Source organism: Enterococcus sp. DIV1316a, assembly GCF_050536915.1.
Taxonomy (GTDB): Bacteria; Bacillota; Bacilli; order Lactobacillales; family Enterococcaceae; genus Enterococcus; species Enterococcus faecalis.
Genome location: NZ_CP172913.1, coordinates 384,844 through 399,414 on the forward strand (window position 1 = coordinate 384,844; position 14,571 = coordinate 399,414).

10 protein-coding genes and 1 other annotated feature are annotated in these 14,571 nt (G+C 32.7%); of the genes, 9 read left to right on the forward strand and 1 reads right to left on the reverse strand.

Translation table 11 applies throughout. From position 1 onward, the window contains the following. Positions 1 to 221: 221 nt before the first annotated feature. Positions 222 to 2,129 (forward strand): FtsX-like permease family protein, encoded by a 1,908-nt coding sequence (locus IGL56_RS01975; protein WP_065813849.1) that lies wholly within the window; start codon positions 222 to 224, stop codon positions 2,127 to 2,129. A gap of 24 nt (positions 2,130 to 2,153) precedes the next feature. Beyond that, positions 2,154 to 2,819 (forward strand): ABC transporter ATP-binding protein, encoded by a 666-nt coding sequence (locus tag IGL56_RS01980; RefSeq protein ID WP_002361207.1) that lies wholly within the window; start codon positions 2,154 to 2,156, stop codon positions 2,817 to 2,819. Positions 2,820 to 3,963: 1,144 nt separating this feature from the next. On the opposite strand, the gene IGL56_RS01985 is transcribed toward IGL56_RS01980, so the two are convergent. Continuing rightward, positions 3,964 to 4,092, reverse strand: a complete 129-nt coding sequence (locus IGL56_RS01985) for a hypothetical protein (RefSeq protein ID WP_002361208.1) — start codon at positions 4,090 to 4,092, stop codon at positions 3,964 to 3,966. A 363-nt stretch (positions 4,093 to 4,455) separates the two neighbouring features. On the opposite strand from IGL56_RS01985, the gene IGL56_RS01990 reads away from it, so the two are divergent. From IGL56_RS01990 to tdc, 7 genes are all read left to right on the forward strand, one after another. Further along, positions 4,456 to 6,435 (forward strand): sensor histidine kinase, encoded by a 1,980-nt coding sequence (locus IGL56_RS01990; protein ID WP_080477305.1) that lies wholly within the window; start codon positions 4,456 to 4,458, stop codon positions 6,433 to 6,435. Beyond that, positions 6,416 to 7,024: a response regulator transcription factor gene (locus IGL56_RS01995; protein WP_002361211.1), complete on the forward strand. Its 609-nt coding sequence runs from the start codon at positions 6,416 to 6,418 to the stop codon at positions 7,022 to 7,024. Before IGL56_RS01990 ends, IGL56_RS01995 begins: the two co-directional genes overlap by 20 nt. Before the next feature lie 427 nt (positions 7,025 to 7,451). Beyond that, positions 7,452 to 8,327, forward strand: coding sequence for an aldo/keto reductase (locus IGL56_RS02000; RefSeq protein WP_002392650.1), 876 nt, complete (start codon positions 7,452 to 7,454; stop codon positions 8,325 to 8,327). A gap of 22 nt (positions 8,328 to 8,349) precedes the next feature. Then, the gene (locus IGL56_RS02005) at positions 8,350 to 8,832 is read left to right on the forward strand and encodes a VOC family protein (RefSeq protein ID WP_002355441.1); all 483 of its coding nucleotides are present in this window, start codon (positions 8,350 to 8,352) and stop codon (positions 8,830 to 8,832) included. Between the two features lie 166 nt (positions 8,833 to 8,998). Then, positions 8,999 to 10,444 carry a cardiolipin synthase gene (gene cls / locus IGL56_RS02010; protein WP_002361214.1) on the forward strand — a complete coding sequence of 482 codons (1,446 nt, stop codon included), beginning with the start codon at positions 8,999 to 9,001 and terminating at the stop codon, positions 10,442 to 10,444. 291 nt (positions 10,445 to 10,735) lie between these two features. Next, positions 10,736 to 10,950: a binding site (T-box leader), on the forward strand. 191 nt (positions 10,951 to 11,141) lie between these two features. Further along, a complete protein-coding gene (tyrS, locus tag IGL56_RS02015) occupies positions 11,142 to 12,398 on the forward strand; it encodes a tyrosine--tRNA ligase (RefSeq protein WP_002355444.1) in 1,257 nt (418 codons plus the stop codon). Between the two features lie 298 nt (positions 12,399 to 12,696). Further along, the gene (tdc, locus tag IGL56_RS02020; protein WP_002355450.1) at positions 12,697 to 14,559 is read left to right on the forward strand and encodes a tyrosine decarboxylase; all 1,863 of its coding nucleotides are present in this window, start codon (positions 12,697 to 12,699) and stop codon (positions 14,557 to 14,559) included. Positions 14,560 to 14,571 lie beyond the last annotated feature (12 nt).

Here is a 14,571-nt window from a genome sequence, read left to right on the forward strand (position 1 = left end):
TCAAAACAAAAAAATGATTGGATTGTTTCTTTATTTTATTCTTTCATATGTTATTGGTATTGCAGGGATTTTTTCTATTATACGTATAACATTGAATTATCTAAACGTATTTGGATTTAGTTCAACAGTACTAAGCATTTTCGTCTATGTAATGGCATTTATAAGTCTAATACAAGTACTTCTTTCTTTTAAGAAAGCATTAAAATCTTTTTGAAGACATTATGAAGGATGTGAGAAATATGTGGATATATATTCGAGAAAATTTTAAAAAAAATAGTAGTAAGTTTCTTTTCATCATATTGATATTTTTTGTAACAATGCTGCTATTGACATTTTCTTTAGGAGTTATTTATACAATAAACTACAGAATTGAAAATGAGTTAGCAGACTATTTATTAAAAAAAGACTTTAAAAATATGAAATTATTTTTACAATTAGGGACGGGAGTTCTTGTAGGTTTTTCTTTATTTATTATTTATAATACATACTCGATTGTTATTCAAGGGAGAAAGAAAGAATTCCAACTGCTATATAAGTTAGGTATGAAATACAAAAAAATTCAGCAGATTTTAAGTATTGAAAGCTTTCTGCTAAGTTCTGTTACAGCCGTTATTGGACTTTTCACAGGCATAGTGTTTTCAAGAGTATTTTTGTCTAATTATCAAGACATGAAGGTCGAACATATTCCAATTTATATTTATCTACTAGTTATTGTTTCTGCAATTTTATTTTTTATATGGTGCGGTTCAAAAAATCTAAAAAGTATGAATATCGAAGTAGAAAGTAAACAGAAAGAAGGCAGCACGTTTAAGTCTCAATCTACTATTAAAGAAAAATTTTTATTTAGAATTAAGTTAGCTTTAGGTATTATCCTTTTGATTGTTTCAATTGTTAGTGGATACACAACTATGAAAATAATTTTACTATTTACAGGTTTAATCTTGATTTTTGATCCGTTAATAGCAGGGACCTTGGCGTCTCTTCGTTTTTTGTCGCTCCGTTTTAACCGACTTTCTTTGTTCGCTGCTGTGGAAGAAAATTGCTGGAATATTAAAAGAATCAGCTCATTAATATCTACATTGGCCTTTTCAGTTATGCTTCTAGTAGGAATGTTAACCTTTTTTCATTCTGTCAAGGAAGCTGTTGTACAAAAGGTAGATGAGACCTATAGATTTGAACATATACTTGTGATGAATGAATTATCTGAGGTCAAAGAAGAAAAAGTTAAGGCTTATTTGCAGAACTTATATCCACATGCAACTTTTGAGATTGCTTTAAGTATGGAGATTGAAAAAGAAACTAATGAAAACACTTTGATTTTGACAGGCGTTTCTTCTAACTTCAAAAATATTCAAGTGTTAGAAATGGAAAAAGAGTTTAATATTAAAGATTTTGATTTAAATAATGATAGTTTGAATGTATTATTTCCGTCACAGTTAGCTGAAAAATCAAAGATCAAACGTAATCAAGTCATAGACTATTTCTTTGATAAAGACAAATCTATAAAAATTAGTCCGAAAGATTTTTATCAGCCATTGGATCTACAACAAGTGTTTACATCCAAATCTGCTTTAACAGAGTATTTATTTGGAAAGGATGTTAAAGGAATTTACAACACAATCTATTTGAATCGGCTGAGTGATGAAGAAATAAAAGAATTCACAAAGTATTTATCTATTGAAAATTATAACTTAATGAATATTGGTGATCTAAAAGATAAATACAAAAATCAAGCAATTAAACAAACTGAAATGATTGAAGCATTTATTTATGCGCTGATCTTTTTCAGTGGAGCAATCATATTAAATATGTTTATTCTTTCAATTAGTTCTAGACAAAGAATATACAAAGGATTGTTAATTATGGGGATGAAAAGAAAAGCTTTGCTAATCAGTATGTTAATAGAAATGTCTATTATCTATATTTTAGGTGTTGTTTTAGGTTGGCTTTTCGGGCTTACATTTGCTGAAGGTGGGATTAAGATGATGGAAGAAGTTATTGTATTCAAACCTGTCATTAATATTCCTTACTTGCAAGTATGTTCAATATTAGTTGTTATCTATTTGATACTTGTCTTGGGGATTATTTTAATTTCTAGAGTTATTTTAAAAGAAAAAAATAGGAAGTAAGAATCTGAATAGGAAGGTGAAAATATGATTGAACTAAAGTCTGTCGAAAAGGAATACGGAATAAATGGACACTCTCAGCAAGTTCTAAATGGTATAACAATTACTTTGGAGAAAGGTAATATTTATGCTTTAGTGGGACCGTCTGGCTCAGGTAAATCTACTTTGCTGAACATTATTGGTGGGTTAATTCATCCCACTAAAGGGGAAGTGAAAATAGGGGATAAGAACATCACAGAATTTAATAGTAATCAATTAGCTGAATTACGTACTAATGATATTGGATTCATTTTCCAAGATTTTAATTTGATTCCCTTTCTAAATGTAAAAGAAAACATTCTTTTCTCGCTTCGTTTAAAAGGTGAAAAGATTGAAAATCATTCAGATAATTATGAACAGCTAGTCAATTGGTTAGGAATTAAGAAGATTGAAGAAAAATATATAAATGAAATTTCTGGTGGTGAGCAACAACGTACGGCAATTGCCCGTTGTTTACTAATGGAACCTAAAATTATTTTGGCTGATGAACCTACAGGTAATTTAGATAAAAAAAATACAGATGCATTCTTGAAATTGATTCGAACGCTTCCATTTATGGAAAACAAGGTTTTTATTATTGTAACACATGATGAATCTGTAGAGCGATTCTGTGATCAAGTTTTTAAATTAGAAGAAGGACAAATCATAACTTAGGATATTTTAATTTTTTATGGGATATCAAAAAAAGAAGGAAGTAGGAATAAAAAATGTTTTTACATGATTTTGATTTCGAAGATTTGGACAGTATTGAAGAAGTTATTACACCAAATAAAGGTTCAGTAACTTGTTGCTAGAGATTTGAATTTTTGCGAGGGCTTAGGAGTGTTCTTCTTGGCCCTTTTAATATTGTCTTTTTAAATAAAAAAAATGAAGTTATAGAAAAATAATAGACGAATAGTCTTGTCAAAGTTTTATCTATTCTTTAGACATGAAACTAAAAAAGATTATTTGTCAACTAATTAGTATTAAATTAATTAGTAATGAGCGTCAGTGTGTGTTAATATGTATAGTATAAATAAGACTTAGATTGAATTGCTCAGATGAATTAGAAATAGAATATAGTAGAACTTAATGTACTATGTATTCCTGTTTTATGATTTAGTTCGCAGAATGTTAGTGAAATCCCGGTCATTTTTTAATCTTCATTACTTTTTATCACTCAGATATTAGAGTGATGATTTTTTTATAAGTTCGGTCTGATTTATACTTCAAGTAAGAATAATTATCTTAGTCGAATAGAAAGCGTTATATAATTTAATGTAAGCGTTTTTTAACGTGGGAAGATTTGTCAGTATATTAAGTACTTAAAAAATATGTTATATCCGATTATTTTCTAGTAGTTTTTCTTATAATACATATTGCGTTTAGGCTCATATCTCTCCATGGATTTAGTTAGACTTAACTAAATAATAGTGGAGATAACGCTTGCCTTGTTTGACTATAGGTGTGTTTCCGTATTAAGAGTTACTTAATTGATTTAGTCATTAATGAAAACCAGCATGTTTCGCTAACTTGGTTTTATCGGAAAAACGGTTAAAGAATCAATTTCAGGGAGTAAATCAGCGATATAAAAAGGATTGCTTCATGGAATGCTGGTTAAATATTGATATTCAGGGAATATAACGACTAAATCATCAATGGTTTTGTACAAATACCTAATTAGTTTATCTAGACTTTGTATTTTTTTGCTAAAAAACACTTAAGCCAAGGTCTACGAGTCCCGATAAACCTATCCTAAACGATAAGAACTATGAATGGGTCAAAATATCTTTTGCAATTTCTTCGGGATTTCGCCAATTTAATTATTTTCAAATGATACTTCTTTTGGCACAGGTAATGTTGGATTGTCTGTCATAAAGCGAACATCTAATTTCTCGGAACTAACATCTAAACCGACAAAAAGTTTGCTGTGAAAGGATCTTATCATTATTTACTCGGAATTTGCATAGGTACTGTAAGATACCTCGAAATTGCGTTGCTTAACGACAGCTTTGCTCGAATTCATTGAGTTTCTCTCATTAGGATAGCAGCCTAATCTCTACTAGAGGTGGACTCGGCTAATTTGTTGGAGGCTATACCAATGATCTAGGCAAACTTTTTATCGCAGACTAGCTACAAGGAGAGCTAACATCTTCTCGTAAGTTTTTTCTAAGACTTGTTATTCAGGAATGTTACACAGTATCTAAGTAAAAACCGTTATTTTTATTAAAAAAATTGGGGGATAGCCCATAAGATAGAATGAAGGGATAAGCATTCTCTCAAAATATATATTACGAGGAGAAAGTACTTGGTGGATAAGCGAAAGAAAGTTGGAATTGGTTTGAAATGGTTGGTTACCATATCATATATTGTTATTTACTCAGCATTTATGGAAAAAGAAATGAGCTTCCTAAGTTTACTATGCAGTATATATATCATTTTTTTAGGAAGTTTTGTCTATATAAAGCTCCCCCAAAAACTATATTCATTATCTTTTTTTTCATTAACTTTCTATTTGGGTTGGACAGTGTTATTGGTTTACTCGGATATATGGGTTCTAAAGTTAGTAGGACTATTTCTTTTATGTTGCCATCCATTAACCCTTTATCTGTTTTTGTATTCCTTTATACATATAGATGATAAGAAAAAACTTAATAAAAATCGTATTCTTCTATGTTGTGTTTCACTATACAGCTATTTGGCTCTGTTACTTGATTTTTATGTAGGACCTACTTTGATCTTGTTAATGATTTCGTCAATTACTGTCAATTCTTTAACAATTATTAAAGAAAAGAAATTTTTTTTTAGTGCACTAAAATATAAAGTTTTGATTACTTCATTACTACTTTCTTTTGTACTACTTATCTTATTTTATTTTATATGCCTGCTTTTCCCAGAGTTATCTTTTTATGATTGGGATAAAACTACCATACTAGTTACTATTTTACCAACTGGCGTAGTTTATATTCTCGTTAAGGAAAGAGAGATTATATTATCTGAAAAATTTCTGTTAGTGTTTTGTATCTTAGTGTATAGTGCATTTTTCTTCTTAATTCTAGAAGTAATTGGTATTGTTCTCTGGAAAAGTTTCATTTTGACTATTCTTTTCGCCCTAGTATGTTATTTGACTCATCTATCAATAAATGCAATACGTTCAAATAAAGTAAAACAATTAAAAAATAATTTTAGGAATTTAAATAACGAAAAGTTAGAAGTACTAGATCAAGTTACATACTCGCAATTTCTCAATAATGTATCTGAATTATTGCTCGATAAATTAGAAGAATTAACTGCGAGCCAAAGACTAGCTGTATTTGTTGAATCAAAAGAAGGGTGTTATTTACTATGTCAAAAAGGTGAAACAGTTTTTAATTCACTAAAAAAAGAGATTCATTCACTAAAAAAACAAAAACAAAAAATTAAGTTTCGAAAAAAAGAATATAACTGTATACCCATAATAATCTCTGGATATACAGTTTGGATTTTCTTTGAAAACAATGACAATGATATTGATTTGAAATCTATACATAAAACTGTAGAACAACATGGAACCTTGATAATTACCGTAAGATTACTTCACTTAAATAGCAAAAGTTATGTGAAAGATCCAATAGAGGTCTGTCAATTGTTAAGAATCAAGCTATTTAATAGTATGGAGATTGAGAAGAAAAATTACGCTAATTATCTTCACGATAACATACTCCAGTCTGTTATTGGACTCCATACTTTAATATCAAATTTGTCAGGAGATGTCATGGTTATGGATTTAATTAATGAGGAGTTTTCAAAATTAGTTAGTTCCATACGTTCTGAAATCTTTAACACGTATCCATCAACGCTTTACCATCTTACTTTTAAAGAAAACTTACAAATATTAATTGATGATTTTAACAAAAAATATCCGAAGACAGAGTTTATATTGGATTATAGTATTGAGGAAATAATACCACAGCATGTTATTGCTCCACTATATCGGATCGTGAAAGAGTTAAATGAAAATATTGGAAAACACGCAGATGCTGAAATAGGAAAAGTAACAGTTGAAATAGACAACGCTGAGATTCAGTTGATAGTAGAAGACGACGGAGTAGGGGGTGGCAATATTTTAGAGTTTGAAAAATCGTTAATTCAGACGAATGATCACATCGGCCTACTTTCGATAAAAAATGACATTAATTGGCTGAATGGTTCATTTAAGATGTTGTCTTTACCAGGTCCAAACAGCGGTACGAAAGTTTGGGTCACTATTCCTTGTATGAAGGGAGAGCAATATGAAAATATTACTAGTTGATGACCATAAATTGATTGGGAAAAGTCTCGAGATGACTTTAAAAAACTATGCAGATGTTAAAGAGTTTAGATATATTTCAGATCCAATCACGGTTTTTGAAATGATTGAAACATATCGACCATCGATAATTTTGATGGATATTCACATGGGTATGTTCAATGGCTTGGAATTGGGAGAAGAAGTGTTGAGAAAAACAAAAACAAAATTAGTTTTTTTATCTGGATTTGATTTAGCAGAGTATAGAGATAAAGCAATTGGTATCGGAGCTAATGGCTTTTTAGACAAACATATAGCGGTTGACTCTTTGATTGAGAATTTGAAAAAAATAAGCTATGAAGACAAAAAAATATTTCCTCAAACAAGTAGACATGATTTAAAGCACAACCTAATTACTCCTCGAGAAAAAGAAGTATTAAGAATTTTATCGCAAGGAGTAAAACAATCAGCAATAGCTTCCAAAATGAATATCACTGACCGAACTCTTCGTAACTATGTTTATTCCATCAATGAAAAGTTAGAAACAAATTCTGCAATTGCTTCAGTTGTTAAAGCAATTGAACTGGGTATTATAAATGTACGCCTTCAATAATAAATTTTGTTGGAATAAACAGAATTTAGTGTGTTGTATTCTTATAACAAATTTATTATTGTAATTTCAGATTATCTGTTAGAAGTAGATATTCAGAGAATTACAACTTTAAATTGTACTAATGTAGTAACTTCTTTTTTTGGACATTAAAAGAAGCCTATGGCAAGTTCCTCGGAGTAAGGCTAGATTTTAGCTATATGAAAAATTAATCAATGGAACTTCATTGAAGCTACCAAAATCAGTTAGTAACTTTATTGCTGATACCTGAAAAACTAATAAAAAACTAGTATATTTTGTTTCTGGCAGTTCAGGTAATAAAAAAAGTTAAAAATTTTTCAGGCTAAAAAAGCGAATTTACCAAAAAGCGCACTTTTTGGTTCCTATGAAACGAAAAAGTACGTACTATACAGCATGTACGGCACGGTATATGATGATATCAGAAAACGTTAAAGGAGCGAATCAAATGATTACATCACTAGCAGATACAGTAACATTAAACAACGGCACTAAAATTCCAGGAATGGGTCTCGGGGTATTCCAAATACCAGATGAAGAGACAGCAAAAGTGGTCGAAGAAGGGATTATCAATGGTTATCGTTTAATCGATACAGCGCAAATCTATGGCAATGAATCTGGCACAGGAGCGGGAATTAAAGCAGGCTTAGCGGCAACTGGTTTGAACCGTGAGGACTTATTTGTTACCTCGAAAGTTTGGAACGCGCATATTTCCTATGATGAAACAATTCAAGCTTTCAATGATAGTTTGGAACGTTTAGGTTTAGATTATTTAGATTTGTATTTAATTCATTGGCCAGGAAATAATTCTTACAAAGAATCATGGCAAGCTTTAGAAACTTTATACGCCGAAGGAAAAGTGAAAGCAATTGGTGTCAGCAACTTCCAAGTTCATCATTTAGAAGATTTACTTTCTTATGCAAAAGTTGTTCCGGTAATTAACCAAGTGGAACTACATCCAAAATTGGATCAAAAAGAAGTGCGTAATTTCTGTGAAAAACATGATATCAAAGTCCAAGCTTGGTCACCATTGATGCAAGGCCAATTATTATCGAATGAAACCATTTTGGCGATTGCTGAGAACCATAATAAATCAGCAGCCCAAGTGATTTTACGTTGGGATATTCAACAAGATATCTTATTAGCCGTGAAATCTGTCCACAAAGAACGGATGATTAGCAATGCAGCGGTCTTTGATTTTGAACTAAGTGCAGAAGAAATGGCACAAATCAACCAATTGAATGAATCGTTACGTGTGGGACCAGATCCAGACACGTTTGATTTCTAAAAATTAACTAGGAGGAGATACAATGAGTGAAGCAGTTAAAGGTTTTTCAGTAGTCAACCACGTGGGGATTACAGTCAGTAATTTGGATGAATCAGTGAAGTTTTATGAAGCATTAACAGGAACAAAAATCGCAAATCGTGATGAAATTGGTGGAAAACGGATGGCCCAAACACAAGGGTTAGATGATACATTAATCAAGTATGCCAATGTGCATCTAGAAAACATCAATATTGATTTATTAGAATATGTTAAACCAAAATCAGAAAAAGCTTCTTATTCCAACGAACAAATTAGTGCAATGCATATGTGTTTCGAAGTGGAAGATATTGATGCAGCTGTTGCACGTTTAAGAGCGATTGGCGTAGAACCTGATGGAGAGCCGATTACATTCCAAGAAGAAGATGGCTTGAAGAGCGGTTTTGGTACAGGGGTTGCTTACTTTACCGATCCAGATGGTACAAATTTAGAATTGATTGCTCCTAAAGGTCCATTTACACGAAATTAAGTTAAAAGACTTTCAAACAAACATCAAAAAGACCCCCTCATTCTAGTTACTGGTACTAGAATGAGGGGGTCTTTTTATTTTTTGAGACAGAAGCAGCTAAAGAAAAGATATTCCAAATCCGTAATTGATGGTATACTAAAACGTAACAAATAAAGGAGGAAGACAATTGATTCTTAGCGTCTTAACAGTTATTTATTTTATTAATGCAATTATTGCGGGAATTACCATTTTGTTAAAACCTCGAGATGTAGCAGCAATTTGGGCATGGCTACTCGTACTGATTGCTCTACCCGTTTTTGGTTTTTTCTTATATTTATTCTTTGGGCGCGGTTTAACCGACAAAAAGAAATTTTATTTGCAACAAAGTGATTTACGGGAATTAGAGAATTTCCAGAATTTCCAAGAAGAAAGTTTTGAACTTTATAGTCAAAAGATGCCGACGGAGGAGCAACAACAGTTTACAGACTTTTTTTCCTCGTTAAATAGGATGCCTCTGACTAAGAAAAATGATGTTGAAATTTTTACGGATGGTACGGAAAAATTCAATGCGTTGATGGCGGATATAAAAAAAGCTCAGCACTCTATTCATATTGAATATTATGCCTTTGTAACGGATCATATCGGTACCAAAATTTTGAACTTATTAGAAGAAAAGGCGGCTGAAGGGGTTGAAGTGCGGTTGCTTTACGATGCCTTTGGCTCAAAGGGCACCAAGGTTCATCATTTGAATGAATTGAAAAAAAACGGCGGTTTTGTCCAAACGTTTATTACTTCTCAAAAAGCACTTTTGAAGTTTCGTTTGAATTATCATGATCACCGGAAAATTGTTGTTATTGACGGAAAAGTAGGCTACATTGGCGGCTTTAATGTTGCCGATCAATATGCTGGAACGACTAAAAAGTTTGGCTATTGGCGGGATACACATTTACGGATTCAAGGGCCAGCAGCCTCATTACTGCAAATGCGTTTTTTAATGGATTGGAACGTCTCTTCCCCCGAGAAAAATCGTGTGGCGTATCAATTGGATTATTTCTTTAAACTTGAAGCATTGGTGCCAGAGGCAAATACATCCATTCAGATGATTGCCAGTGGTCCTAACAGTGACCGTGAACAAATTAAATTGGCCTTTATTAAATTGATTACTTCTGCCAAGAAAAGAGTCTGGATTCAAACGCCGTATTTAGTTCCTGATGATAGTGTCTTGGCTGCTTTAAAGGTTGCTGCGGCTTCAGGAGTAGATGTTAAAATTATGATTCCAGATAAGCCCGACCATCCGTTTATTTATCGAGCAACACAGTATTACGGCCGCTTATTGATGAAAGAAAATATTGAAATTTTAATTTATAACGGTGGTTTCTTACATGCGAAAACAATGATTATGGATGATGAAGTCTGCACAGTTGGTTCAGCCAATCAAGATATCCGAAGTTACAAATTAAACTTTGAAGCAAATGCTGTGTTATATGATAAAAAAATCATTGATCAATTAGAAGCAATTTTCTTAGAAGATCGAAAAAAATGTACAACAATGACTCCAGAAGTTGTTCGTGACATGTCAAAATGGTTGATTTTTAAACAACAAATTTCACGATTATTTTCACCAATTCTTTAAAACTGTTTTTCACAAAATGACGAACTTCTGATCCGAAGTTCGTCATTTTTCTTCGGGAATTTTATAAAAGTATAGAAAATCACAAAAAAAGTCAAAAAAATTTTAAAGAATATTTTTTAAATTTTTTCGTTATTTTTTTATCTGTAGTTGCTGTTAAAACAAATAAATATTATTTTGAATTCGTTATTTTATTTTTGTGAAAAAGGGACATCTTTTATAAAAGTAAAAAAAATTAAGCAAAGAGTGTTGACAAAAAAAACGAAAAGGAATATGCTACATGTACAAGTTAAATACAAAGCAATGACAGAAAAGCAGTAGAGAAATAACCACTGTTACAGAAAGCTAGTGGCGCTGGAAACTAGTACACGTTATTTATCGAATTACATTCTTGAGCTTCTGCCTACAGGGCACGGGTAACAGCGTTATTTGTTAAGAGGTATATAGTATTTTAAATAAACTAAACTATGTATAAATTTGGGTGGTACCACGAGAAATTCGTCCCTAAGTCGTTTCGACGGCTTAGGGATTTTTTGTATTCTTTTTTTGAATACGTGGCAGACCAAAGAAAATTTCGTGAACCCGTGTATACATATAAATAAACACGGAATATCGTGTAAAAACAAGTGTGTTAATCGTTTGTTTCGTTAAATGAACGATTTCCTATAAAGAGATAATTATAAATATGGAGGGTGATAACATGAATATCATTGACGAGCTAGCATGGCGTGATGCAATCAATCAACAAACAAACGAAGAAGGACTAAGAGAACTTACAGAAAATACGAGCATTTCGCTATATTGCGGTGTCGATCCAACTGGAGATAGCATGCATATTGGACATTTAATTCCTTTTATGATGATGAAACGATTCCAATTAGCAGGTCATCACCCATACATTTTAATTGGTGGCGGAACTGGAACAATTGGTGATCCAAGTGGACGAACAACCGAACGTGTCTTACAAACGATGGAAGCTGTGCAACATAATGTGGACAGTCTTTCAAATCAAATGAAAAAATTATTTGGTAAAGATGCTGAGGTAACAATGGTGAACAACTACGATTGGTTATCAGAACTATCTTTATTAGATTTTTTAAGAGATTACGGGAAAAACTTTAATGTCAACACGATGTTGGCAAAAGACATTGTCGCTAGTCGTTTAGAAAGTGGCATTTCCTTTACAGAATTCACATACCAAATTCTTCAATCAATTGACTTTTACACATTGCATAAAAAACATAATATTCAATTGCAAATTGGTGGCGCTGATCAATGGGGCAATATCACTGCAGGATTAGATTTGATTCGTAAAAAAGAAGGACCAGAAGCCAAAGTATTCGGGTTAACCATTCCTTTAATGCTAAAAGCAGATGGTACAAAATTTGGGAAAACAGCGGGTGGCGCTATCTGGTTAGATCCTAAGAAAACCTCACCATTTGAATTCTACCAATTCTGGTTAAACCAAGATGATCGTGATGTCATCAAATACTTGAAATTCTTTACTTTCTTAGATAAAGAAGAAATCGATGCGTTAGCTGAAAAAGTTGAAAAAGAACCAGGTAAACGTGAAGCACAAAGACGCTTAGCTGAAGAAGTGACACGATTTGTTCACGATGATGCAGCATTAGAAGAAGCGCAAAAAATTTCAGAAGCTCTTTTCTCAGGCAACATTAAAGACTTAACGATTGAGGAAATCGAGCAAGGGTTAGAACATGTGCCAACTGTTGAAATTACCAAAGATGCTAAAAACATCGTAGATTGGTTAGTTGACACAGAAATCGAACCATCAAAACGTCAAGCTCGCGAAGATGTGAGCGGAGGAGCTATAAGTATTAACGGTGACCGAGTTACCGATTTAGATTTTGCAGTCGATCCAACACAACATTTCGATGGAAAATTCGTTGTTGTACGGAAAGGGAAGAAAAATTACTTTTTAGCAAAAGTAATGGATTAGAAATTGATAATAATTTCACGAAGAGAAGACGTGTGATTATTTGATCAAAGTTAAAATTCTATTTCTCCTTACAGGTAGTGGTGAAACCGTTAATACACCTAATAAGAGTGGGATTGTACACACAATCCCACTCTTATTTTTTTATATAATGGTTCTGACAAGACACCTTGTGAAAAAATTATAAAATTAAAGAGCTATGATAACCATTGTTATTTTTCTTCTTTACACTTTAGCCGTTTGGGTGTAAGTTGTGAATGCAAAATCTAATTCATTAAAATTTGTAAGGAGGAATTTTCGTATGAAAAACGAAAAATTAGCAAAAGGCGAAATGAACCTTAATGCACTATTCATTGGGGACAAAGCCGAAAACGGACAATTATATAAAGACTTGTTGATCGACTTAGTAGATGAACATTTAGGATGGCGTCAAAACTACATGCCACAAGACATGCCAGTTATCTCTTCTCAAGAACGCACATCTGAAAGCTACGAAAAAACTGTCAACCATATGAAAGATGTATTGAATGAAATCTCTTCTCGCATGCGTACACATTCAGTTCCATGGCATACAGCAGGTAGATATTGGGGACATATGAACTCAGAAACATTAATGCCTTCTCTATTAGCTTACAACTTTGCAATGCTATGGAACGGGAACAACGTTGCCTATGAATCTTCTCCAGCAACTTCTCAAATGGAAGAAGAAGTAGGACATGAATTTGCTCACTTAATGAGCTACAAAAATGGTTGGGGACACATCGTTGCTGATGGTTCTTTAGCTAACTTAGAAGGCTTATGGTATGCCCGTAACATTAAATCATTACCATTTGCTATGAAAGAAGTAAAACCAGAATTAGTTGCTGGCAAATCAGATTGGGAACTATTGAACATGCCAACAAAAGAAATTATGGACTTATTAGAATCAGCTGAAGATGAAATTGATGAAATCAAAGCTCATTCAGCTCGTTCAGGTAAACATTTACAAGCAATCGGTAAATGGTTAGTTCCACAAACTAAACACTATTCTTGGTTAAAAGCTGCTGATATTATCGGTATCGGTTTAGATCAAGTTATCCCAGTACCAGTTGACCATAACTACCGTATGGATATCAACGAATTAGAAAAAATCGTTCGTGGCTTAGCAGAAGAACAAATTCCAGTGCTAGGTGTTGTCGGTGTAGTTGGTTCTACTGAAGAAGGTGCCGTTGACTCAATCGATAAAATTATTGCTTTACGCGATGAATTAATGAAAGACGGTATTTACTATTATGTACACGTTGATGCTGCTTATGGTGGTTATGGACGTGCCATCTTCTTAGACGAAGACAACAACTTCATCCCTTACGAAGATTTACAAGATGTTCACGAAGAATACGGTGTCTTCAAAGAGAAAAAAGAACACATTTCAAGAGAAGTGTATGATGCATATAAAGCAATCGAATTAGCAGAATCAGTAACAATTGACCCTCATAAAATGGGTTATATCCCTTATTCAGCTGGTGGTATCGTTATCCAAGATATCCGTATGCGCGACGTTATTTCTTACTTCGCAACTTACGTATTTGAAAAAGGTGCCGATATTCCTGCGTTACTAGGTGCTTATATCCTTGAAGGTTCAAAAGCTGGTGCAACAGCTGCTTCTGTATGGGCTGCACATCACGTTTTACCTTTAAACGTTGCAGGTTATGGTAAATTAATTGGTGCTTCAATTGAAGGCTCACATCATTTCTATAACTTCTTGAATGATTTAACATTCAAAGTTGGCGACAAAGAAATCGAAGTCCACACATTAACTCATCCAGACTTCAACATGGTTGACTATGTGTTTAAAGAAAAAGGCAACGATGATTTAGTAGCAATGAACAAATTAAACCATGATGTATATGACTATGCATCATACGTTAAAGGAAATATTTACAACAACGAATTCATTACTTCACATACTGACTTTGCTATTCCAGATTATGGCAACAGCCCATTAAAATTTGTAAACAGCTTAGGATTTAGTGACGAAGAATGGAACCGTGCAGGTAAAGTAACTGTGTTACGTGCTGCTGTAATGACTCCATACATGAACGATAAAGAAGAATTTGATGTTTACGCTCCTAAGATTCAAGCTGCTTTACAAGAAAAATTAGAACAAATTTACGACGTAAAATAATTGAATCTTAAA

Excerpts from the sequence above, each read along its gene's own strand:
- IGL56_RS01980 (WP_002361207.1), top strand. The coding sequence starts at position 2,154 with ATGATTGAACTAAAGTCTGTCGAAAAGGAATACGGAATAAATGGACAC.
- tyrS (WP_002355444.1), top strand. The coding sequence starts at position 11,142 with ATGAATATCATTGACGAGCTAGCATGGCGTGATGCAATCAATCAACAA.
- IGL56_RS02000 (WP_002392650.1), top strand. The coding sequence starts at position 7,452 with ATGATGATATCAGAAAACGTTAAAGGAGCGAATCAAATGATTACATCA.
- IGL56_RS01975 (WP_065813849.1), top strand. The coding sequence starts at position 222 with ATGAAGGATGTGAGAAATATGTGGATATATATTCGAGAAAATTTTAAA.
- IGL56_RS01985 (WP_002361208.1), bottom strand. The coding sequence starts at position 4,092 with ATGATAAGATCCTTTCACAGCAAACTTTTTGTCGGTTTAGATGTTAGT.
- IGL56_RS01995 (WP_002361211.1), top strand. The coding sequence starts at position 6,416 with ATGAAAATATTACTAGTTGATGACCATAAATTGATTGGGAAAAGTCTC.
- tdc (WP_002355450.1), top strand. The coding sequence starts at position 12,697 with ATGAAAAACGAAAAATTAGCAAAAGGCGAAATGAACCTTAATGCACTA.
- IGL56_RS02005 (WP_002355441.1), top strand. The coding sequence starts at position 8,350 with ATGAGTGAAGCAGTTAAAGGTTTTTCAGTAGTCAACCACGTGGGGATT.